This is a genomic window from Nonomuraea glycinis (genome assembly GCF_014646515.1).
GTDB lineage: Bacteria > Actinomycetota > Actinomycetes > Streptosporangiales > Streptosporangiaceae > Nonomuraea > Nonomuraea glycinis.
Genome location: NZ_BMNK01000004.1, coordinates 303,389 through 324,189 on the forward strand (window position 1 = coordinate 303,389; position 20,801 = coordinate 324,189).

The 20,801-nt window shown below is 71.6% G+C and carries 16 protein-coding genes; 5 read left to right on the forward strand and 11 right to left on the reverse strand.

Going from position 1 to position 20,801, the window contains the following annotated elements; genetic code table 11:
• Positions 1-59 precede the first annotated feature (59 nt).
• From IEY87_RS14885 to IEY87_RS14895, 3 genes are all read left to right on the forward strand, one after another.
• Positions 60-764 carry a DUF3152 domain-containing protein gene (locus IEY87_RS14885; RefSeq protein WP_225277322.1) on the forward strand — a complete coding sequence of 235 codons (705 nt, stop codon included), beginning with the start codon at positions 60-62 and terminating at the stop codon, positions 762-764.
• Between the two features lie 103 nt (positions 765-867).
• Positions 868-1,989 carry an MBL fold metallo-hydrolase gene (locus IEY87_RS14890; protein WP_189139209.1) on the forward strand — a complete coding sequence of 374 codons (1,122 nt, stop codon included), beginning with the start codon at positions 868-870 and terminating at the stop codon, positions 1,987-1,989.
• Positions 1,990-2,097: 108 nt separating this feature from the next.
• A complete protein-coding gene (locus tag IEY87_RS14895) occupies positions 2,098-3,012 on the forward strand; it encodes a pirin family protein (protein ID WP_189139210.1) in 915 nt (304 codons plus the stop codon).
• 51 nt (positions 3,013-3,063) lie between these two features.
• Here the strand turns inward: IEY87_RS14895 and IEY87_RS14900 are convergent, their stop codons facing one another.
• The 8 genes from IEY87_RS14900 to IEY87_RS14935 all read right to left on the reverse strand — a co-directional run bounded on the left by IEY87_RS14900 (position 3,064) and on the right by IEY87_RS14935 (position 13,257).
• Complete coding sequence (locus tag IEY87_RS14900; protein WP_189139211.1) at positions 3,064-3,480, reverse strand: VOC family protein; 417 nt, start codon at positions 3,478-3,480, stop codon at positions 3,064-3,066.
• Between the two features lie 5 nt (positions 3,481-3,485).
• Positions 3,486-3,866: a helix-turn-helix transcriptional regulator gene (locus IEY87_RS14905; RefSeq protein ID WP_225277366.1), complete on the reverse strand. Its 381-nt coding sequence runs from the start codon at positions 3,864-3,866 to the stop codon at positions 3,486-3,488.
• 194 nt (positions 3,867-4,060) lie between these two features.
• A complete protein-coding gene (locus IEY87_RS14910; protein WP_189139213.1) occupies positions 4,061-6,157 on the reverse strand; it encodes a serine/threonine protein kinase in 2,097 nt (698 codons plus the stop codon).
• A gap of 37 nt (positions 6,158-6,194) precedes the next feature.
• Complete coding sequence (locus IEY87_RS14915; RefSeq protein ID WP_189139214.1) at positions 6,195-7,151, reverse strand: ABC transporter permease; 957 nt, start codon at positions 7,149-7,151, stop codon at positions 6,195-6,197.
• Positions 7,148-8,119, reverse strand: coding sequence for an ABC transporter permease (locus tag IEY87_RS14920; RefSeq protein WP_189139215.1), 972 nt, complete (start codon positions 8,117-8,119; stop codon positions 7,148-7,150). Before IEY87_RS14920 ends, IEY87_RS14915 begins: the two co-directional genes overlap by 4 nt.
• On the reverse strand, positions 8,112-9,650 hold the full coding sequence (locus IEY87_RS14925; RefSeq protein WP_189139216.1) for a sugar ABC transporter ATP-binding protein: 1,539 nt from the start codon (positions 9,648-9,650) through the stop codon (positions 8,112-8,114). The genes IEY87_RS14920 and IEY87_RS14925 overlap by 8 nt, the downstream gene beginning before the upstream one ends.
• 1 nt (position 9,651) lies before the next feature.
• Positions 9,652-10,719, reverse strand: a complete 1,068-nt coding sequence (locus tag IEY87_RS14930; RefSeq protein WP_189139217.1) for an ABC transporter substrate-binding protein — start codon at positions 10,717-10,719, stop codon at positions 9,652-9,654.
• Between the two features lie 15 nt (positions 10,720-10,734).
• Positions 10,735-13,257 (reverse strand): PA14 domain-containing protein, encoded by a 2,523-nt coding sequence (locus IEY87_RS14935; protein WP_225277321.1) that lies wholly within the window; start codon positions 13,255-13,257, stop codon positions 10,735-10,737.
• A 263-nt stretch (positions 13,258-13,520) separates the two neighbouring features.
• On the opposite strand from IEY87_RS14935, the gene IEY87_RS14940 reads away from it, so the two are divergent.
• Entirely contained in the window at positions 13,521-14,321 is an 801-nt protein-coding gene (locus tag IEY87_RS14940; RefSeq protein WP_225277320.1) for a DeoR/GlpR family DNA-binding transcription regulator, read from the forward strand.
• Positions 14,322-14,396: 75 nt separating this feature from the next.
• Positions 14,397-15,890, forward strand: coding sequence for a sugar ABC transporter ATP-binding protein (locus IEY87_RS14945; protein WP_189139220.1), 1,494 nt, complete (start codon positions 14,397-14,399; stop codon positions 15,888-15,890).
• 72 nt (positions 15,891-15,962) lie between these two features.
• On the opposite strand, the gene IEY87_RS14950 is transcribed toward IEY87_RS14945, so the two are convergent.
• From IEY87_RS14950 to IEY87_RS14960, 3 genes are all read right to left on the reverse strand, one after another.
• Complete coding sequence (locus IEY87_RS14950; RefSeq protein WP_189139221.1) at positions 15,963-17,732, reverse strand: MOSC and FAD-binding oxidoreductase domain-containing protein; 1,770 nt, start codon at positions 17,730-17,732, stop codon at positions 15,963-15,965.
• A gap of 120 nt (positions 17,733-17,852) precedes the next feature.
• Complete coding sequence (locus IEY87_RS14955; protein WP_189139222.1) at positions 17,853-18,875, reverse strand: coiled-coil domain-containing protein; 1,023 nt, start codon at positions 18,873-18,875, stop codon at positions 17,853-17,855.
• Between the two features lie 142 nt (positions 18,876-19,017).
• Positions 19,018-20,754, reverse strand: coding sequence for a serine/threonine-protein kinase (locus tag IEY87_RS14960; protein WP_189139223.1), 1,737 nt, complete (start codon positions 20,752-20,754; stop codon positions 19,018-19,020).
• Between the last annotated feature and the right edge of the window lie 47 nt (positions 20,755-20,801).

The window sequence follows — 20,801 nt, forward strand, 5'->3', positions numbered from 1 at the left end:
AGAAAAACCGCTCTTCTATGATCGAAGCCTCCCCACCGTGCTCGGAGGGGAAGGCGGCCATGCGCCGGTTCGTACTGCTGGTCCTGATGCTGCTGCCGGTCACGGCGTGCGGCGCGACGACGCCGAGAACCCGCGAGGTCTCCCCATCCCCAGGCAGGACCGACGCCGAGGACGTGCCGCCCAGCGAACCCCCGGCGGCGGCGAAACCGCGGAGATCGCAGGTGCCGCGCGTGCCGAGGGCCGCGTCCGGCCATTACGCGGTGGTGCGCGGCGGGGCGGCCCCCAGGCGTGGCCGTGGGGCGGTGCTGCGCTACCTGGTGGAGGTGGAGCGGGGCCTGCCGTTCGACGGCCGCGCGTTCGCCGCCGAGGTGCACCGCACGCTGAACGACCCGCGCGGCTGGGCCCGGTTCCGGCGCGTCGACCACCCGCCGGTGCGGGTCCGCGTGGCCCTGTCCAGTCCGAGCCTGACCGACCGCGGGTGCCGGCCGCTGCGCACCGGCGGTGACCTGTCGTGCTGGAACGGCACCCGCTCGATCATCAACGCCCTCCGCTGGGCCACGGGTGTCCCGCAGTACCGCGGCGACCTGGACGCATACCGTCAGTACGTGATCAGCCACGAGGTCGGTCACGCCCTCGGCCATGATCACACCACCTGCCCCGGCCCCGGACGTCCGGCTCCGGTGATGATGCAGCAGTCGAAGTCGCTGGGCCGCTGCCGCCCCAACCCCTGGCCGCACCCCAGGGACGGCGGACCGGAGCGGTAGCCGGGTTTTCTGACGTATCGCGACATATCGCTGCCAGTAGGGAACACAGCGGCCGTCGGGATCAGTTGAGCTGGGTGCGACTGACTTCATGAAGGAGTGTGCGATGGCAGATTTTCGGACAGTCCGGCGCATCCTGGCGGGAGGCGCGGCCCTGGCCGCCGCGGGATGGGCACTGCGGGATGTGCCCGCCGAGCTGGGCGTCCGGCCCCTGAAGTCGGGGCCGGAGCGGGCCGACAGGATACGGCGCTCGCCGCAGTTCAGGGACGGCACCTTTTTCAACCCGATGCCCGAGACCACCACCATGATGACGGCCCCGCCGGTGAACATGCTGGGCGAGCTGGCCAAGGACAGGGAGCTGCGCCGCCCGCCCGGTCCCGTCCCGGTGCGCGTGCCGCCGACCGGCGACCCCTCGCCGACCAGGCTGCGGGCCATCTGGTACGGCCACGCCTCCACGCTGGTCGAGATCGAGGGGCGGCGGGTGCTGTTCGACCCGGTGTGGAGCGATCGACCCTCGCCCTCGCGATTCGTCGGCCCCAAGCGCCTTCATCCGCTGCCCGTGGCGCTCAACCGGCTCCCGCAGGTCGACGCGGTGGTGATCTCCCATGACCACTACGACCACCTGGACCGGGAGAGCGTGCGGACGCTGACCAGGACGCAGAAGGCGCCGTTCCTGGTGCCGCTCGGCATCGGCGCCCATCTGGAGCGGTGGGGCGTGCCCGCCTTCCGGATCATCGAGCTGGACTGGGACGAGGAGGCGCAGGTGGCGGGGCTGCGGTTCGTCGCCACGGCCGCCCGGCACTTCTCCGGCCGTACGCTCAGCCGTAACGACACGCTGTGGGGCTCGTGGGTGGTGGCCGGCGCGGCCAAGCGGGTCTTCTACGCGGGCGACTCCGGCTATTTCGAGGGCTACAAGGGGATCGGGGCGGCGCACGGGCCGTTCGACCTGACCCTGCTGCCGGTCGGCGCCTACAACGCGTCCTGGCCGGACATCCACATGGACCCCGAGGAGGCCGTCAACGCCAACCTCGACCTGGGCGGCAAGCTCATGCTGCCGGTGCACTGGGCGACGTTCACCCTGGCGCTGCACCCGTGGGCGGAGCCGGTCGACCGGCTGTGGCGGGAGGCCAAGGCCCGCGACGTCGCGATCGTGGTGCCACGCCCGGGCGAGGCCGTCGACACCACCGCCGCCCCGGCGGTCGACGGCTGGTGGAAGACACTGGGCTGATCACGGGGGTACGAACCTCGCGGCGGCTCGCCGTACGGGCTACGTACGTGGCAGCGCTTCGCTGTGCGGGGCTTCGAACGTCGGGGCGGCTCGCCGTACAGTCGCAGGATGAGCAATCTGGAGCGGGAGCCGCGTGAGGTGCGCTGCGGGGGCGGCGGGGGCGAGGAGAGCGAGCTGCTGGAGGGGCGTTCGGTGCCGCTCGGCGGGCCGCGGGCGATGGCGGTCAGCAGGACGCTGCCCAACGTGCGCCGGCGCATGATCGGCGCCTGGTGCTTCGTGGACGCCTACGGTCCCGAGGAGACGGCGATGCGGGTGCCGCCGCACCCGCACACCGGCCTGCAGACGGTGAGCTGGCTGCTCACCGGCCGGGTGCTGCATCGCGACAGCCTCGGCAGCCTGCAGGAGATCCGTCCGGGCAGCCTCAACCTGATGACCGCCGGGCGCGGCATCTCGCACTCCGAGGAGTCGCGGCACGAGGCGCTGCACGGGGTCCAGCTCTGGGTGGCGCTGCCCGGCGAGCGCCGGGAGGTGGCGCCCGCCTTCGAGCATCACGCGGTGCTGCCCGTACGGGCCGGGACCGGCTTCGCGGCCACCGTGATCATGGGCTCACTCGGCGGGGAGACGTCGCCCGCCACCGTGCACAGCCCACTGGTGGGGGCGGAGGTGGCGGTCGACGGGAGTGCCGTGGTGCCGCTCGACCCGGCGTTCGAGCACGGGTTGCTGCTGCTCGACGGGGCCATCGAGCCGCTGCGCCCCGGCCCTCTGCGCTACCTGCCGCCCGGCCGCGACAGCCTGCGGGTCAGCGGTCAGGGGCGGATGCTGCTCATCGGCGGCGTGCCGTTCGGCGAGGAGATCGTGATGTGGTGGAACTTCGTCGGCCGCGACCATGACGAGATCGTCGCCTTCCGCAAGGAGTGGACGGAGGGCACGGGCTTCGGCTCCGTCCAGGGGTTCGACGGCGAGCCGCTGCCCGCCCCCGCCCTGCCGGGGACCCGGCTGCGCCCGCGCGGGCGGGTGCGTTGAGTCCCCCGGCTGCGACCGCGCGCGGGCGGGTGCGTCAAGTCCCCCGGCCGCTCACTGGGCGCGGGGCTGGCTGAAGCGGAGCATGTTGCCGGACGGGTCGCGGAAGGCGCAGTCGCGCACGCCGTAGGGCTGGTCGATCGGCTCCTGCAGCACCTCGCCACCGGCGGCGCGGACGCGCTCGAAGGTGGCGTCGCAGTCGTCGGTCCTGAAGATGACGGCGCGCAGCAGGCCCTTGGCCAGCAGCTCGGCCATGGCCTCCCGGTCGGCGGGCGAGGCGTTCGGGTCCGCGAGGGGCGGTTCGAGGACGATGTCCACGTCGGGCTGCGCCGGCGACCCGACGGTCACCCAGCGCATCCCCTCGAAGCCGACGTCGTTGCGCACCTCCAGGCCGAGGGCGTCGCGGTAGAAGGTGAGCGCCTTGTCGTGGTCGTCGACGGCGATGAAGCACTGTGCGAGCTTGATGTCCATGCGTTTCACCCTAGGGAGGGGTCTGCCGCCTTGGCTTCTCCGTTCCTGACGGGTCGCGTGTAGATCTTGGCGACGCAGGCCGGGATGGTGGCGCCCTCGTCATGGCCGCGGGCCCGGTAGGCGCTCGGGCTCTCGCCGACCAGCTCGGTGAACCGCGAGCTGAACGACCCCAGTGACGTACAGCCGACAGCGAAACAGACCTCCGTCACCGACAGGTCGCCCCGCCGCAGCAGCGCCTTGGCCCGCTCGATCCGGCGGGTCATCAGATAGCTGTACGGCGTCTCGCCGAAGGCGGCGCGGAAGCTGCGGGAGAAGTGACCCGGCGACATGAAGGCACCGCCGGCCAACGCCGGAACGTCGAGCGGCTCGGCGTAGTCGCGGTCCATCCGGTCACGGGCCCGGCGCAGCCGGACGAGGTCCTCCAACGTCACCCGACCAGCATCCCACAGCGCCGCGCCACCGCCGCGCCGCCGCCTCGCCGCAGTCCTCGCAGCTCCAGAGCACGGTGACCGCCCCTCCCGGACGTGGGCGGCGGTGGGCTGTCACGCTCAGGTCCGCCCCTCCGGCACGTGGGCGCGAGCTAGTCGGTGTAGGTGTAGGTCACGCTCAGGTCCGCCGCTCCGGTCGGCGCGTCCACCAGCACGCGGACCGGGTTGCCGGTGAAGTCCACGACCTGCGCCTGGTGTCCCTGGCCGCCGGTGTCCGGCCGGACCCAGCAGATCAGGTGGTCGTCGTCGTACCAGTTGGCCAGGTTGGTGCAGCGGTTGTCGAAGCGCTCCAGCTCCAGCCCGGAGAGGGAGTCGTACACGCAGGCGGTGCCCGTGGCGAGCCCTGGGCAGTTGGTGACGAACTTCTTCCCCGACGGGGAGAACAGGTAGTCGGCGACGCCCGCGCCCACGTCGGGGATGCTCCGCAGGCGCCGGCCGTCGCCGTCGAAGAAGCGCAGGGCCTGCCGCCTGGCCCCGACGGCCAGAGCCACCACGCCGCCGCCCGAGGGGGCGAAGCCGTAGCGGATGTCGCTCAGCCGGCTCTCCCTGAGCGCGGCGACGGTGGCGGTGCGCCTGGTCACATCCACGATGGCGAAGCCGGTCGACTGCCACGAGTCCTTGATCGGGGTGCCGACGTTGAGCAGCAGGCGGCGGCTGTCGCGTGACCAGGCCTGGACGTAGGCGCTGAGCGGCCTGCGGACCACGTCGACGGTGGAGGTCCGGCCCGTCATCTTGTCGGTGATCTTGACGCTGTCGTAGCCGTTACGGTAGCGCTTGCCGCGCCGGGCCAGGTAGCGGCCGTCGGGCGACAGAACGCTCTCCCACACATCCGCATATTTCCGGAATTTTCCGGAGAGGGAGTCGCGGGTGTAGTACACCCACTGCTTCGCTTTCGCGCTGTAAACCGAGTACGTGGTCAGCCGGGCGGTGTCGGACGGGTGCTCGAAGAAGGTGGCGTCCGTGCCCGGCAACGGCGAACTGACCAGGTTCGCGGTCCGCACCGGCGTGGGGGTCGGGCTGCCGGCCGGGGTGCCCGTCAAGGCGGTGGACCGCACACGGGGCCTGCCGTCCAGGTCGTTGCCCGAGACGAGGACCACGGCGACCGTGGTGACCAGCGCCACCCCGACCGCGACGGCCCCGACCACCCACCCGCTGCGCCTTTTCTCCCGAACGGACTCACCCGCTTTCTCCCGAACCGGCTCGGCCGCTTTCTCCCGTACAGGCTCGGCCGCTTTCTCCCGTACAGGCTCGACCGGCGGCCCCGGCCGGTGGCCGCTGACCAGGGCGGCGGCCCGCTCCCGCTCGCGCTGCCCGGACGCCGGGTGCTCCATCAGGCGGAGGATCACCTGCTCGGCGGTCGGCCGGCGGGCCGGATCCTTCGCCAGGCAGATGGCCACGACACCGCGTAACGGCTCGGTCAGCCCGGTGAGGACCGGCTCGTCGTACAGCACCCGCCGGGCGATCTCGGGCGCCGACCCGGCGGCGAACGGGCCGACGCCGTCGGCGGCGAACACCAGGGTGCTCGCCCAGGCGAACATGTCCGCCGCGGGCCCCGCCGCCCTCCCCAGAAGCTGCTCGGGAGCCATGAAGGCAGGGACACCCACAGGCTCGGCCCCGATCGCCACGTCCGCGTCGAACGCGCCGGCCTCGAACGCGTTGACGTCGAACGTCTGAGCGTCGAACGCCTGGCCGTCGAACATCTGGCCGTCGAACGCCTGGGCGCGGCCGAAGTCGATGACGCGCGGCCCTTCGCCGCCCAGCAGCACGTTGTCCGGGTCGAAGGCGCGGTGCACGATCCCGGCCTGGTGGATGGCGGCCAGCGCGGTCGCCGTGCCGATCGCCAGCCGATGCAGCCCCGAGCCCGCCCACGGCCCGTCCCGCGCCACCGCCTGCCGCAGCGACGGCCCGTCGACGTACTCGCTCACGATGTACGGCCGGTCCTCGTGCACCCCGGTGGCCAGCACCTTCGCCGTGCAGAACGGCGCGACCCGCCGCGCCAGCGCCGCCTCGCGGGTGAAGCGCCGGGCGGCCACGGGGTCACCGGCCAGGTGCGGGCGCAGCCACTTGATCGCCACCTGGCCCCCGTCGTCGCCCGCGCCCAGGTAGACGACTCCCCGCTCACCCTCGCCCAGCCGTCCCCGGATGGCATAACCCCCGAGCACGGCGGGATCTTCGACAGTGGGCGGCATGCCCCGATTATGGCCGTTACGCGAAGCCGCCGAAGCCTCAGGACAGCCGTTGCGCCTTGCTCAGCAGCCGCTGCGCCACCACGACCAGCGCCAGGAACAACCCGCTGACCACCTGCTGGAAGGCCGAGGTCAGGTTGCCCACCTGGTTGATCAGGCTCTGGATGACCCCCAGCAGCAGCACCCCGGCCACCGTCCCGGTGATGCCGCCCGCGCCCCCGGTCAGCAGCGTGCCGCCGATGACCACGGCCGCGATGACGTCGAGTTCGAGGCCGATGCCGAGGATGGTGACGCCGGAGGAGAGCCGGGCCGCGTTCAGCGCTCCGGCCAGCCCGGCGAGCAGCGCGGACATGACGTACACGCGGATCTTGGTGCTGGCGACGGGCACGCCCATGAGGGCGGCCGCCTGCTGGTTGCCGCCGATGGCGTAGACGTTCTGCCCGAAGCCGGTCCGTTGCAGCAGCACCATGGCGGCCAGGGCGAGCCCGATGGTGATGTACACGGGGTAGGTCAGGCCGAGGATCTGCCCCTGGCCCAGCGCCGCGAAGGCGGGGTCCTTCACCAGGTAGGTGGTGGCGCCCTCGTCGGACAGGGCCAGCATGAGGCCGCGGACGCCGAGCAGCCCGGCCAGGGTGACGATGAACGGCGCCATCCCGGTCCTGGCGATGATCACACCCTGCAGCAGGCCGACGAGCCCGCAGGCGGCCAGGGGCAGGACCAGGGCGACGAGCAGCCCGTACTGGGAGCCGTAGGCCGCCAGCACCCCGCCGAGGACGAACAGCGACCCCACGGACAGGTCGATCCCGCCACTGATGATCACGAACGTCATGCCGATGGCGATGATCGCCAGGAAGGACGAGGACACCACGACGCTGGCGGCGTTGTCGAACCTGGAGAACGAGTCGAAGGCCAGGCTGCCCACGAGCACCAGCAGGGCCAGCACCATGAGGGCGCCGTGCTGCTGGAGGGTCCGGCTCACCTGTTCGCGAGAGGTCATCGGGTCCCACGCTCCCTGGTGGCGTAGACGGCGGCCAGGATGATCCCGGCCTGGACGATCTGCGTCCACGACTGTGGCAGGTTGTGCTTGATCAGGGTCGCCGCGAGCAGTTGCATGAGCAGGGCGCCCATGACCGTGCTGAGCACCCTGATCCGCCCGCCGGTCAGCGGGGTGCCGCCGACCACGACCGCGGTGATCGCGGACAGCTCGATGAACAGGCCGAGCGAGGTCGGGTCGGCCGCCTGCAGCCTGGCGGTGGCCAGCACGCCGGCCAGCGCCGCGAGCAGCCCGGAGATGACGTACACGCTGAGCAGCACGCGCTTGACCGGCAGGCCGGACAGCTCGCTGGCCGTCCGGTTGCCGCCGATGGCGACCACCTGGCGGCCGAACGTGGTGCGCCGGACCACGAACATCATCAGCAGCGTGAGCGCGCCCGCGATGAGCACGATGATCGGGATGCCGGCCACCGAGCTGCTGCCGAGCGCGATCAGCCCGGCGCTGCGGAACTCGACGAGCTGTGGCACGAACACGTTGGCCAGGCCGCGCACCCCGACGAGCAGCGCGAGGGTGGCGACGATCGGCTGGACGCCGACGTAGGCGACCAGCGCCCCGCCCGCCGCCCCGGCGACGGCGCCGCCGACCAGGGCGACGATCAGCGCCGGCAGCCATCCGTAGCCGAGGTAGAGCACGACCACGGCGGCGGCCAGCGACATGATCGAGCCGACCGACAGGTCGATGCCCTGGGTGCCGATCACCAGCGCCATGCCGAGCGAGACGATGACGATGGGCGTGACCTGGACGAGCTGGGTGCGGAAGTTGGAGGCGTCCAGGAAGTACGGCGTGAACAGCACGTTGAACAGCAGCAGCGCCAGCACGGCCGCGTACACGCCGTAGTCCTGGACCCAGGCGTAGACGCGCGGCTTGAGCACCGCCATCCGCTCGCTCCGCGGCGAGGTGAGCTCAGCCATCCGCCTGCTCCGCGATCGTTGCCATGATTCTCTCCTCGGTGACGTCGTCGCCGGACAGCTCTCCGACGACCGCGCCCTCGCGCAGCACCAGGATGCGGTCGGCGCCCTCGACGAGCTCCTCCAGGTCGGAGGAGATCAGCAGCACGCCCAGCCCTTCGGCCGCCAGCTCGTCGATCAGCGCCTGCACCTCGGCCTTGGCGCCCACGTCGATGCCGCGGGTTGGCTCGTCGAGCAGCAGCACCTTGGGCCGGACTGCGAGCCAGCGGGCCAGCAGGACCTTCTGCTGGTTGCCGCCGGACAGCTCGGACACGAGCTGGTTCGGCGAGGCGGCCTTGATCCGCAGCCTGCGCATGAAGATCTCCACCACCCGGTCGATCTTGGTGTCGGAGACCACGCCGGCCGTGCCGAGTGAGGGCAGCGCGGCCAGCGCGATGTTCTCCCGCACCGACAGCGTCGGGATGATGCCCTCGGCCTTGCGGTCCTCGGGCAGCAGGCTGACGCCCGCCCTGATGGCCGCCTTGGTGGAGCCGCCGCGCAGCGGCAGCCCCCCGACGATCACCTGCCCGCCGTCGATGGGCATCGCGCCGACGATGGCCTTGGCGGTCTCGGTACGGCCGGCGCCGAGCAGGCCGCCGAGCCCGACGACCTCACCCGGTCTGACGGAGACGTCGACGCCGTCGAGCACGTGCCGCCGGGTGAGGCCGCGGGCTTCGACGACCGGCTCGGCCTGCTGGTCGACGGAGGTCCCGGCGGCGAGATGCCGGTCGCGGGAGAACTTCGTCATGCCCGAGCCCCGCACCTCGCCCAGGTCGCGGCCGAGCATGAGCGAGATGAGCTGCAACCGCTCCAGCTCGGCCAGCTGCCCGGTGTGCGCCAGCCGGCCGTCGCGGAGCACGGTGACCCGGTCGCACACCTGGTAGAGCTCGTCGAGCCGGTGGCTGACGTACATGACGGCGATGCCGCTGTCGCGCAGCCGCCTGATCACCCCGAAGAGGGTCCCGACCTCGCGCGGTTCCAGGGAGGAGGTGGGCTCGTCCATGATGACCACCCGCGCGTCCACCGAGACGGCCCTGGCCAGGGCGACCATCTGCTGGGCGCCGATGCCGAGGTCGCGCAGCGGCCGGCGGACGTCGGTCTCGACGCCGTAGCCGGCCAGGACGCGCCCGGCCTCCTCGTACATCGCGCCCGCGTCGATGACGCCGAAGCGGCCGCGTGGCTCGCGGCCGAGCAGCAGGTTGCGGGCCACGCTCATCATGGGGACGAGGTTGACCTCCTGGTAGATGGTGGAGATGCCGGCGTGCTGCGCGTCCATGGGTGTGCCGAACACGGCGGGCCGCCCCTGGTGGAGCAGCTCGCCGCCGTCCGGGTGGTACACGCCGGTGAAGACCTTGATCAGCGTTGATTTGCCGGCGCCGTTCTCCCCCACGAGGGCGTGCACCTCGCCCGGGTGAAGGGCGAGGGACACGCCGTCGAGAGCGAGCACGCCGGGGAAGCGCTTGCTGATCCCCTTGGCCTCGAGTACCGGTTCCAACTCAGTACGCCTCACCGAGGGAGGTCTTGGCGTTGCTCGTGTCGTAGTCGCGGTCGGAGATGATCACCTTCTCGGGGATGGCCTCACCGTCCAGGAACTTCTGGGCGGTGGAGAAGGCCAGCGGGCCGAAGCGGGGGTTGGACTCGATGACGGCGTGCAGCCAGCCGTCGGCGATGGCCTGGACCGCGCTGCGGGTGCCGTCCACCGAGACGATCTTGATGTCGCCGGCCTCCTTGCCGGCGCCCTTGAGCGCGGTCACGGCGCCCAGGGCCATCTCGTCGTTCTCGGCGTAGATGCCGTTGATGTCGGGGTTGGACTGGATGAGCTGCTCGGTGACCTGCTGGCCCTTCTCCCGGGCGAACTCGCCGGTCTGCTCGAAGGAGATCTCGATCTCCGGCGCCGCCTCCTTGACGCGGTCCTTGAAGCCGTTGGTGCGCTCGGTGGTGACGTTGTTGCCCGGCGCGCCGAGCAGGATCGCGACCTTGCCCTTGCTGGACAGCGCCTCGATCATCTGATCGGCGGCCCGCTTGCCCTGCTCGTAGAAGTCCGAGCCGATGAAGGTGAGGTAGTCACTGCACGGCTTGGCGTTGATCTTGCGGTCGACGGTGATGATGGGGATCTTCTTGGCCGCCGCCTGCTGGAGCACCGGCTCCCAGCCGTCGGAGTTCAGCGGCGCGATGACCAGCAGCTTCACGCCCTGGGCGATGAGCTGCTGCACGTCGGTGATCTGCTTGGAGAACTGCGACTGCGCGTTGGTGACCTTCAGGTCGGCGATGCCGAGCTTGGCCGCCTCGTCCTTGATCGACTGGGTCTCGGCGATGCGGAACGGGTTGGCCTCCTTCTCCGACTGGGAGAAGCCGACGGTGGCCGTCTTGAGGTCGAACTTCTCGCCGCCGAACTGCTGCAGCGTGCAGTTCGCGCCGGCGCTGCCGGTGGGGGTCTGCACGACCTGCTGCCCGGCCGTGCTGGTGGCGGCGGGCGCGCTCTGCGGCGCCTCCGCCTTGGCGCACCCTGCGGCGGTGAGGAGGACGGCCAGTGCCAGTGTCGCGGTCCGGATGGGGGGTTTCATAGCGGTTCCTTCCTATCAGGCACAGGCCGGGCTGATCTCGCCCGTCAGCGCCTTGTTCGCGTCGTGCATGCGCTTGACGTCGGGCTTGGTGATCGCGCGGTCGTAGGTCATGAGGCCGTTGATCTCGGTCTCGACGTCGGTGGTCTGGGTGTAGATGGCGGCGCTGAGGTCGTCGCAGGCGTGCAGCCGGCGCAGTTCCTCGGTCATCGCGACATAGCGGTCGGTGAGGGCCTTGCTGTCGGGCTCGGTGGCATAGCCCCAGCCGCCGCCGGTCCAGGTGTGGCCGATGACCGGCAGGGCCAGCCCGCCGTACTCGCCGAGCACGGTCGCGCGGGTGCCGCTGGGCTTGCCGGTGTTCCCGGGGCCCGGGTAGATGTGCAGGTCCTTGACGTCGCCGTTGCCGCCGTCGACGGCGCCGCAGCAGTTGACGCCACTCTGGTTGTCGACCAGACGGGTGGGGTCCCAGCTCTTGACCAGGTCGGCGATGCGGGCCATGTCGTACTGGCCCCAGCCCTCGTTGAAGGGCACCCACATGACGATCGACGGGCTGCTGCGGTGCTGGTCGACCATGGCCTTCAGCTCGGCCTCGAACTGCGGCCTGTCGATGCTGCGGTGCGCCGACGGCATGTCCTGCCAGACCAGCAGGCCGAGCTGGTCGGCGTGGTGGTACCAGCGGTCGGACTCGATCTTGACGTGCTTGCGGACGGCGTTGAAGCCGAGCCGCTTGGTCTCCACCAGGTCGTGGCGCAGGGCCTTGTCCGTGGGGGCGGTGTAGATGCCGTCAGGCCAGAAGCCCTGGTCGAGCGGGCCGATCTGGAAGACGGGCTTGCCGTTGAGCATCATCCGGTTGTTCTCGAGGGAGATCGTGCGCATCCCGAAGTACGACTGCACCTCGTCCTTGCCGACCGTGACGGTGAGGTCGTACAGGTGCGGGTTCTCCGGTGACCACAGCTTCGGGTTGCGCACCGGCAGCCGCAGCTCGGTGCCGACCTGGCCGACGACCTGGCCGACGACGCGCCTGCCGTCGCGGGCGGTGACGGTCGCGGTGCCGGACGCGCCCCTGACGGTGACCTTCAGCGCCTGGCCGGGCACGTCGGGGACGGTGTCGACGCGCTCGATGTGGTTCTTGGGCACCGGCTCCAGCCAGACCGACTGCCAGATGCCGGAGGCCGGGGTGTACCAGATGCTGCCCTGCTCCAGCCGCTGCTTGCCGACGGCCTGGCCGCCCTTGTCGGTGAGGTCGACGACGCCGACGACGAGCTCCTGCCGGCCGTGGCGCTTCAGCGCGTCCGTCACGTCCACGGTGTGGCGGTCATAGCCGCCCTTGTGGTTGCCGACCTGCTTGCCGTTGACGTACACGGTGGAGTCCCAGTCCACGGCGTCCAGGTGCAGCAGGACGCGGTCCTTCGTCCAGGAGTGCGGCACGTCGAACGTCCTGCGGTACCACATGCGCTCCTCGTGCCGGCCGATGCCGGACAGCTGCGACTCCACCGGGTACGGCACGACGATCCGCTCGGCCAGGTCGCGGCCGATCGGGGCGGCCTCGCCCTCCTGGGCGGCGGCGAACTGCCAGGTGCCGTTGAGGCTGCGCCAGTCCTTGCGGACGAGCTGCGGGCGGGGGTACTCGGGCAGCGGGCGGGCCGGGTTCACGTCCTTGGACCAGCGGGTGGACAGGATGTGCGTGGAGGCGTTGACCACGAAGGCGTAGGGGAAGGCGGCCAGCGCGGTGCCGTCGGTGTGGGTGATCCCGCCGTTGCCGTCGTAGGAGGCGCGCAAGGTGCCGCCCGCCTTGGCGGGCACCGGATGCTGCAGCTTGAGGACCACCGTGTCCCGGTTCTTCAGGACGGCGGACTTCACCGGCCATCTGGTGCCCCCGACGGTGATGACCAGCTTGTCGGCCGCGCCGGCGGGCAGCGGCTTCAGGGCCTTGCCGAAGGTCAGCGTGGCGACGTCACCGGCCGCGTTCACCGTGGCGGCCACCGGTCCCGGCGGGTCGAACCCCTCGGGCAGCGTGAGCGCCGCGGCGGGCACGATCTCCTTCGGCACGCTCGGGCTCTGCCAGCGCAGCCGCAGGTGGGCGCCGCCGAAGTGCTCGAAGTACTCCACCTTGATGTCGTACTTGCGGCCCGCCTCCAGCGCGATCGGCGTGCCGACCTGCTCGATGTCCCAGTCGTCGACCCAGTGATCGATGATCACCTGGCCGTCGATCCAGAGCCGGAAGCCGTTGTCGCCGAACATCGAGAAGGTGTACGTCTCGGAGTGCTCTGGCTGGATCTGCCCGGTCCACCGCACGGAGACGTCGTCGGCCCGGCCGGTCAGCAGTTGCAGCGTCGGGTTGAGGTCGGCCATCTCCAGGTTGGGGTCCACGACGGTGGCCTTCAGCTCGCCGAAGTCCAGCGCGCCCGCCCCGGTGGACAGGTGGTAGTCGCCGCGCAGCCCGTGCCGCTCCTCGGCGGCGTTCGTATCGGAGACGGCGGGCGGCGCCAGGCCTAACACCGCCAGCAGTACGGAGGTCAGTACCGCGATCGTCTTTCGCACGGATGGTCCTTTCACACGGGGAGCACGTTCACGAGCACGCGGGGGGATGCGTGGAGCAGGTCTCGGCAAGGCGAGGGCGACCAGGCGGACGAAGGTGGGGGGTGCGCATGATGCGGCCCTTCGATCAGGATCGGACAGGAAGTGACCCCTGTCTGGCTCCCAAATAAGCACTAGTGGACCCAGCCGGTCAAGATTTCCGATCAGATTCGTACTTAAACGGTCAGAGGCGAAGCGGATTTGACCGTACGTCTATGATCGGGAGTGTGAGCGACACGCAGAGCGACGGACGCCGGCCCGTGTTCGCCGCTGAGCGCAGGCAGCGCATCCTGGAGCTGGTGCGCGCCAACGGCGCCGTGTCGCTGCGCGAGCTCGCCCAGGCGGTGCACTCCTCCGAGGTGACCGTGCGCCGCGACCTGCGCGCGCTGGAGTCGGAAGGACTGCTCAACCGCCACCACGGCGGCGCGACCCTGCCCGGTGAGCTGACCCGCGAGGCGGGCTACACGCACAAGGTGTCGCTGGAGTCGGCCGAGAAGGCCGCGATCGCCGACCTGGCCGCCGCGCTGGTCGAGGACGGCGACGCCATCGTGATCGGCCCCGGCACCACCACCCAGGAGTTCGCCCGCCGCCTGACCAGGCACTCCGAGCTCGCCGTGGTGACCAACTCCCTTCTGGTCGCCCAAGCCCTGGCGGCCTCGCCGCGGGTCGAGGTGATGCTCACCGGCGGCACGCTGCGCGGCTCCATCCTGGCCCTGGTCGGCAGCGCCGCCGAGCGCTCGGTGGCCGGGCTGCGGGTGCGCCGGGCGTTCATCTCGGGCAACGGGCTGAGCGCCGAACGCGGCCTGTCGACCCCCACCATGGTGGTCGCGGGCGTCGACCGGGCGCTGGCCGCCGCGGCGGAGGAAGTGGTCGTGCTGGCCGACCACACCAAGGTGGGCATCGACACCATGGTGCAGACCATCCCGCCGGAAGGCATCGACCACCTCGTCACCGACGAGGGCGCGCCCAGCGAGGTGCTGGACGAGCTGGCCGGCCGCGGGGTCCGGCTGCACATCGCGCGACTCTGATCGAATGTGACTTCTCTGTTACTGGATTGTTTCCTGCTACGATCACGATCGAGTCCGGAGGCAACCGTGTTACAGGTGGCAGGAGTTCTCAAGACCTTCCAGGGCGTCATCGCGCTCGACCACGTCACCCTGTCCGTGCGCCCCGGTGAGGTGCACGCGCTGGCCGGTGGCAACGGCGCCGGCAAGTCCACCCTGGTCAAGGTGCTGTCCGGGGTCTACCAGCCGGACGCGGGCGAGCTGCGCTTCCGAGGCGAGCCGGTCAGGTTCGCCGACCCGGCCGACGCCAGGCGCGCGGGCATCGCCACCGTCCACCAAGAGACCAACCTGGTGCCCACCATGAGCATCGCCAGAAACCTGCTGCTGGGCAGGGAGCCGCGCGGCAGGCTCGGGCTGATCGACTTCACGGCCGTCAACGACCGCGCCACCGAGGTTCTCGCCACGTACGGCCTGCGCACGGACGTCCGCAGGCCGCTCGGCTCGCTGGGCGAGGGAGCCCGTCAACTCGTCGCCCTGGCCAGGGCCGCCTCGGCGGACGCCCAGCTGGTGATCATGGACGAGCCCACCGCCGCGCTGGAGCACGCCGAGCTGGAGACGCTGTTCGGCGCCGTGGCCAGGCTCCGCGAGCAGGGCCGCTCGGTCGTCTACGTCACCCACCGGCTGGAGGAGCTCTACGAGATCTGCGACCGCGTCACCGTGCTCCGCGACGGCCGGGTCGTCCACACCGGCCCGCTCGCGGGCCTGGACCGGCTGCGGCTGGTCTCGCTCATGCTGGGCCGGCCCTTCCACCCGGCGCGCCCCGCCGCCGTCACCGGTGAGCCGGACGAGCCCGGCGACCTGCCGGTGCTGGAGGCCAAGGGCCTGACCCGGCACCACGTGCTCGACGGGGTGTCGCTGGTGATGCGCGCGGGCGAGGTCGTCGGCCTCGGCGGCCTGCTCGGCGCGGGCCGCAGCGAGACGGCCCGCGCCATCGCCGGCGCGATGCCGGTCGACACCGGCCAGGTGACGGTGTCGGGGGCGGTGTCGGAGGCCGGGGCCCGTAAGTGGTCCATCAGGAACGCCATCCGCGCCGGCATCGGCCTGGTCCCGGAGAACAGGAAGACCGAGGGCATTGTGCCGACCCTGTCGGTGCGCGACAACATCGCCCTGGCGGCGCTGCCCCGCCTGTCCAGGGCCGGGATCGTGTCGGACGCGCGGGTCGACAGCATCGTGTCCACGTTCATGCAGCGGCTCGGCATCAAGGCGGTCTCCCCGCACCAGGCGGCGGGCGAGCTGTCGGGCGGCAACCAGCAGAAGGTCCTGCTGGCCCGCTGGCTGGCCATGCACCCCAAGGTGCTGCTGCTGGACGAGCCGACCAGGGGCGTGGACGTGGCGACCAAGGTGGAGATGCAGAGCCTGCTGGACGAGCTGGCCGTGGACGGCCTGGCGATCCTGCTGATCTCCTCGGACGTGGCCGAGCTGGTGGAGAACTGCGACAGCGTGGTGGTGCTGCGGGACGGCGCGATCACCGACCAGCTCGCCGGCCCCGAGGTGACCGAGGAACGCCTCCTCGCCGCCCTGGCCAAGGACTGACGCGGGCCACAGATCCAGCTGGTCAGGGGCTGACGCGGGTCACAGATCCAGCTGGTCAGGGGCTGACGCGGGTCACAGATCCAGGACGAGCTCGTCGCGCGGCTGGGAGCAGCAGATCAGGATGTTGCCGTCGGCCGGGGCGTCGACCGGTTCGGGTGCGTAGCCGACGCCTCCGGACAGCAGGCCGCTCTCGCAGCTGTGGCAGACGCCGGTGCGGCAGGACCAGCGGACCGGCACGTCGCAGGCCTCCGCCAGATCGAGCAGGCTCGCGTAGGCGGGGTCCCAGGGCACGGTGAGCCCGCTGCGCGCGAAGGTGACCGCCGGGCCCGTGCCCGGCGGGCCCGCGGGCGGGTGCACGGGTCGTGCCGGGACGTCGGCCAGGCCGGGCGTGGAGGCCGGGCCCGCCCCGAAGACCTCCGTGTGGATCCGGCCGGGAGCCAGACCGGCCTCGGCCAAGGCGGCGGGCAGCTCGGTCATGAACGCGGACGGGCCGCACAGATAGACGTCCGCGCCCCGGGGCACACCGAGGCGGCCGAGCAGGCCGCCGGAGAGCCGGCCGTGCGTCTGGTAGTCGACGCCCGGCCGGTCAGCGGCCGTCGGACGGCTGTAGCAGACATGCTCACGCGCGTGCGGAAGCCGGGCCAGCAGGGCGCCGCTCTCCTGGGCGAAGGGGTGCTCCGTGCCGTCGCGGGCCCCGTACAGCCACCACACCTCGCGGGTGGAGCGCTCGGCGGCGAGCGCGTACAGCATGGCGAGCACGGGGGTGGCGCCGATGCCCGCCGACATCAGCAGGACCGGGTTGTCGCCGGCCTCCAGGGTGAACGCGCCGCGCGGGGCCGCGAACTCCAGGAGGTCGCCGGCCCGCACGTGGGCCCGCAGATGGCCGCTGGCGGCGCCATGGGGTTCGCGCTTGACGCTGAGGCGATACCGGGCGGCCCCCGGCGGGCCGGACAGCGAGTAGCTGCGGACGAGCGGCGGGCCGCCGTCCGGGTGCATCCGGAGCGTGAGGAACTGACCGGGCAGTGCCGCCGGCAGCGCGGCGCCGCCGGGGTCCTCCAGCGTCAGCGAGAACACGCTCTCACTCTCCACGTCCACGCGGGTGACCCGCAGCGGCCGGAACCCGCTCCACGCGGCGGGCGGCCCGGCGGCGGTGGCCGGGACCAGCCCCGCGTTGCCCGCCGGAGCGCCTGCCGGAGTGGCGGCCTGGTCGAGCAGGGCCCGCAAGGAGGTCTGCCAGCCGGGACTGAGCGCGGGGATGAGCAGCGCCCGCGCCAGCCTCTCGCGCGAGTGGCCGGGGAGGTACAGCAGGGCGTCGATCTCGGCGACGGTCATCCCCTGCGGGCCCCGCTCGATCCTGACGATCTCGTCTCCGGCCTCGACCCGCCCCTCGGTGAGGACCCGGAGGTAGAACCCGGGACGCCGGTGGGACACCAGCAGAGCGGCCATCCGCGGCTCCCCCATCCGCAGGCCCACCCGGTAGCAGGTGACGCGCGGCTGGGTGACCTCGAACGTGGCCTCGCCGATCCGATAGCGGTCCCCGACGCACACCTCGTCGTCCGGCAGCCCGTCGACGGTGAAGTTCTCGCCGAATTGGCCGAAGACGAAGTCGTCCCGCCCGAGACGTTCCTGCCAGTAGCGGTAGGAGTCGAGCTGGTAGACCAGCACGGCGCGGTGCTCGCCGCCGTGCCCCTGGAGGTCTCCCTGGCCGTCGCCGTCGATGTTGAGCCGGCGCACCATGCGCGGGCCGGTGACGGGCTGTTTCCACACACCCGTGTGCACCGTCCTGCCGTGCCAGGCGATGTCCTGCGGCAGGCCGACGTTCACCGCCAGCAGCTTGGCCACGCTTCGATCGTTTCCCCGTCGCTCGTGCGTCCCGCGCCGTCATGCCAGCGTAGCGAGCCGAACGTCGCTTCCGAGTCGGGCCTTGGCAAAGAGGGCCACCACCCTCGACGCGGGCGCCGCTCAGTAGACGGAGATGTGCGGGTGGTCGTAGTGGTTGGCGGTGGTGCCGCCGCGGTCGGTCATCACGCGCCAGCCGCCGGTCCTGATGTGCCAGATCCGCTGCCGGTAGATGATGTACATGATGCCGAGCCGTTTGGCGTTCTTGATCGCCCACTTGGCGATCTCCTCGCCGCGCTCGATCTCCGCACCCGAAGGCATCGTGCCGCCCCGGCTGAGCATGAAGTCGCAGGCCCGGCCGAGCGGGTGCTGGCCGCCGTCCTGGATGGCCCGATAACAGCCGATCCCGTACGGGACCTCGAAGCGTTGCGCGATGAGCGTCTTGACCAGGCGCATCCGGGGTGTGATGTTGTCGGAGCCGCCGGGGAGCTGGGGCACGAAGGTGCCGTCGGAGCGGCGTCCCGGCGCCTTGTGCAGCTGGTCGATCTTGTCCTTGATCTTCTCGATCAGCTTCTTGGCCTTCTTCCGCCGCTCGTCGATGTCATCGACGGTGGCGTCGAGCTCCTCGGCGAGATCGGCCGCCTCCTGCTGGGCCCGCCGGTGCTCGTCCCGGACCCGGGTGAAGCCGCTCAGCCGTGCTTCCTGCTGGGAGATGAGGAAGTCGCTGAGCGCCAGCCTGCTCATCGTGAAGGTGTACTCCCCGGAGTCCGCGATCAGGGTGAGGGGGCTGGGCCTGCCGCCGATGTACTCGGAGACGGCCATGGCTCTCAGCTGGGTCGACTCGCGGTCGTAGACCTCCTGGGCGGCCTCCAGCTTCTCGCGGGCGGCCTTTTCGGCCTTCTCCGCGTCCTGCTGCTCACGACGGCCGTGGTAGTAGTCCTCGATCAGCTTGTCCGAATCCTTGCTGAGCTCGGCCAGCTCCTTCTCCAGTCGTTTGACCGAGGGCTTGGGGTCCGCATGTCCCGCTGTAGCGGGCACGACCAGCAATAACGCCACGGCGAGCCCGGCCGTCAGCCCCTTGAAGGCAGCTGTGGTGCGGGCTCGGAGCGGGCCGCGCCGCCGGTCGGCGGAAGACGCAACCGCCACACTTCTCCTTTGACCATAGCCGCGGGGCGAGATTCGGTCAGCCAGTAATCCCGACCAGGAACGCCCTCAGCAAGATAGTAGGGGATCTTGCGGTTCAGCATATGAATGTATGATTTATCGCTCTATCGTGTGTGCTCAACCGTTACCCATCGCCCGGCTCCACGTCGCGCGGACGTCGGGCGCCCGGCTCCACGTCGCGCGGGCGTCGGGTCCTGCGGACCACCAGCCGGCGTCCGAGCAGCACGGACCCGGGTACGGCCACCAGTCCCAGCAGGCCGGTGCCCAGGCCGAGCCCGACATCGGCGTCGCCGGTGCCCAGGCCGAGTCCGACATCGGCGTCCAGCAGGCCGTCCCCCCTGCCGCTGAGCACGGGCACGTCGAGCGACACCCTGACCGACACCGAGACGAGCGGCTCCCGAGCCCTGGCGGTCTGCGGGGCCGTGCTGGGGCCGGGCGCGCTGGTGGCGGGCGGCGCGGTGGCTTCCGGCTCCGCACCGGGCGTCCGCGTGCTCCGGTCCGGCGTCGGCTCGGCGGCCGTCCTGGTGGGGCGGCTCGTGGTGGGGCGGCTCGTGGTCGGGCCGCTCGTGGTCGGGCCGCTCGTGGTCGGGCCGCTCGTGGTCGGGCGGCTCGTGGGCTCGCGCGGCGGGTCGGACCTGACCGGCGTCCGGCTGGGCTCACGCGCCGGCGTACGGCCGGTGTCGGGCGCCCACGTGGGCCTCGCGGTGGCGGCCGGCTCCGGGTCGCCGCCGGACGGCGAGCCGCCGGTCGAGGTCGGCGTGACCGTACCGGAAGTGGCCGGTGGCGGCGATGTCGGTGTCGGGGCCGGGGTCGGCGGGCGCGAGGTCGCGAGCGCGGCCGGCGGGAACGCGCCGCCGTCCTGCCGGGGACCCTCGTTCCAGATCAGGAACACCGAGACCACGGCCACCCCGGTCGCCAGCACCAGCCCGCCGGTCAGGGCGATCTTGGTGGCCGGCGCGAACGCGGACTGGAACAGGGTCGTGCCCACGTCGGGAGGGGGCTCCGCGAGCGGCCGGGTCATGAGGAACGGCACGGTCAGCGCGGCGAGCCTGGAGCGCCCGCGCACGTCCCAGCGCCGGCCGTACTCCTCCGTCGCGGTCGCCTCCAGCTCGGCCAGGAACGCCTCGGCCGACTCGGGCCGGTCGGCGGGGTCCTTGGCCAGGCCCTGCCGGACCAGCCCGCGGACCTCCTCGTCGATGCCGCCCAGCTCGGGCGCGGCGTGCCGGTGCCGGTAGGCCAGGGCCGCGAGGTCGTCGGCGGCGAACGGGCGGCGCCCGGTGAGGCATTCGTAGAACACCACGGCCGCCGCGTAGATGTCGGCGGACGGGCCCGCCGGAGCGCCGTCCCACTGCTCGGGCGCCATGTAGGAGGGGGTGCCGATCAGAGGCGCCTGCTCACCCGCGTGAACGGCGACACCGAAGTCGACCAGCTTGCTGCCGCCGTCCTCGGTGATGATCACGTTCTCCGGTTTGAAGTCGCGGTGCACGATCCCGCGCCGGTGCGCCTCGGCCAGCCCGAGCAGCGCGCCCTTGAGCACGCTCAAAGCGGCCTGGGGTCCGGTGCCGCCCTCCTGGCGGAGCAGGCGGCGCAGCGGGATACCGTCGACGAGCTCCATCACGATGGCCGCGTCGCCGGGGTTCTCGACGTAGTCCAGCAGGCGGGCCGTGTGCGGGCTGTCGAACTCGCCGATCACCGCGGCTTCGGCGCGGAAGCGCTCCAGGAAGTCGCCGTCCTCGCGTAACCGCGCGGCCAGGTGCTTGATCGCGACGGACGCGCCGTCGGAGTCGCGTACGGCCAGCATCACGTGACCGGTGGCACCGCGTCCGAGTTCCCGGATCTCGGTGTAGCCGGGAACCTCCATGCGTGACACCTCCAGCTCCGGAGAGATCCTTCGCAGAGGACGCTAGA

Bases quoted from the DNA above. Each gene is read 5' to 3' on its own strand.
- IEY87_RS14960 (WP_189139223.1), bottom strand. From the start codon at position 20,754: ATGGAGGTTCCCGGCTACACCGAGATCCGGGAACTCGGACGCGGTGCC.
- IEY87_RS14910 (WP_189139213.1), bottom strand. From the start codon at position 6,157: ATGCCGCCCACTGTCGAAGATCCCGCCGTGCTCGGGGGTTATGCCATC.
- IEY87_RS14930 (WP_189139217.1), bottom strand. From the start codon at position 10,719: ATGAAACCCCCCATCCGGACCGCGACACTGGCACTGGCCGTCCTCCTC.
- IEY87_RS14915 (WP_189139214.1), bottom strand. From the start codon at position 7,151: ATGACCTCTCGCGAACAGGTGAGCCGGACCCTCCAGCAGCACGGCGCC.
- IEY87_RS14905 (WP_225277366.1), bottom strand. From the start codon at position 3,866: ATGGACCGCGACTACGCCGAGCCGCTCGACGTTCCGGCGTTGGCCGGC.
- IEY87_RS14890 (WP_189139209.1), top strand. From the start codon at position 868: ATGGCAGATTTTCGGACAGTCCGGCGCATCCTGGCGGGAGGCGCGGCC.
- IEY87_RS14900 (WP_189139211.1), bottom strand. From the start codon at position 3,480: ATGGACATCAAGCTCGCACAGTGCTTCATCGCCGTCGACGACCACGAC.
- IEY87_RS14920 (WP_189139215.1), bottom strand. From the start codon at position 8,119: ATGGCTGAGCTCACCTCGCCGCGGAGCGAGCGGATGGCGGTGCTCAAG.
- IEY87_RS14885 (WP_225277322.1), top strand. From the start codon at position 60: ATGCGCCGGTTCGTACTGCTGGTCCTGATGCTGCTGCCGGTCACGGCG.
- IEY87_RS14895 (WP_189139210.1), top strand. From the start codon at position 2,098: ATGAGCAATCTGGAGCGGGAGCCGCGTGAGGTGCGCTGCGGGGGCGGC.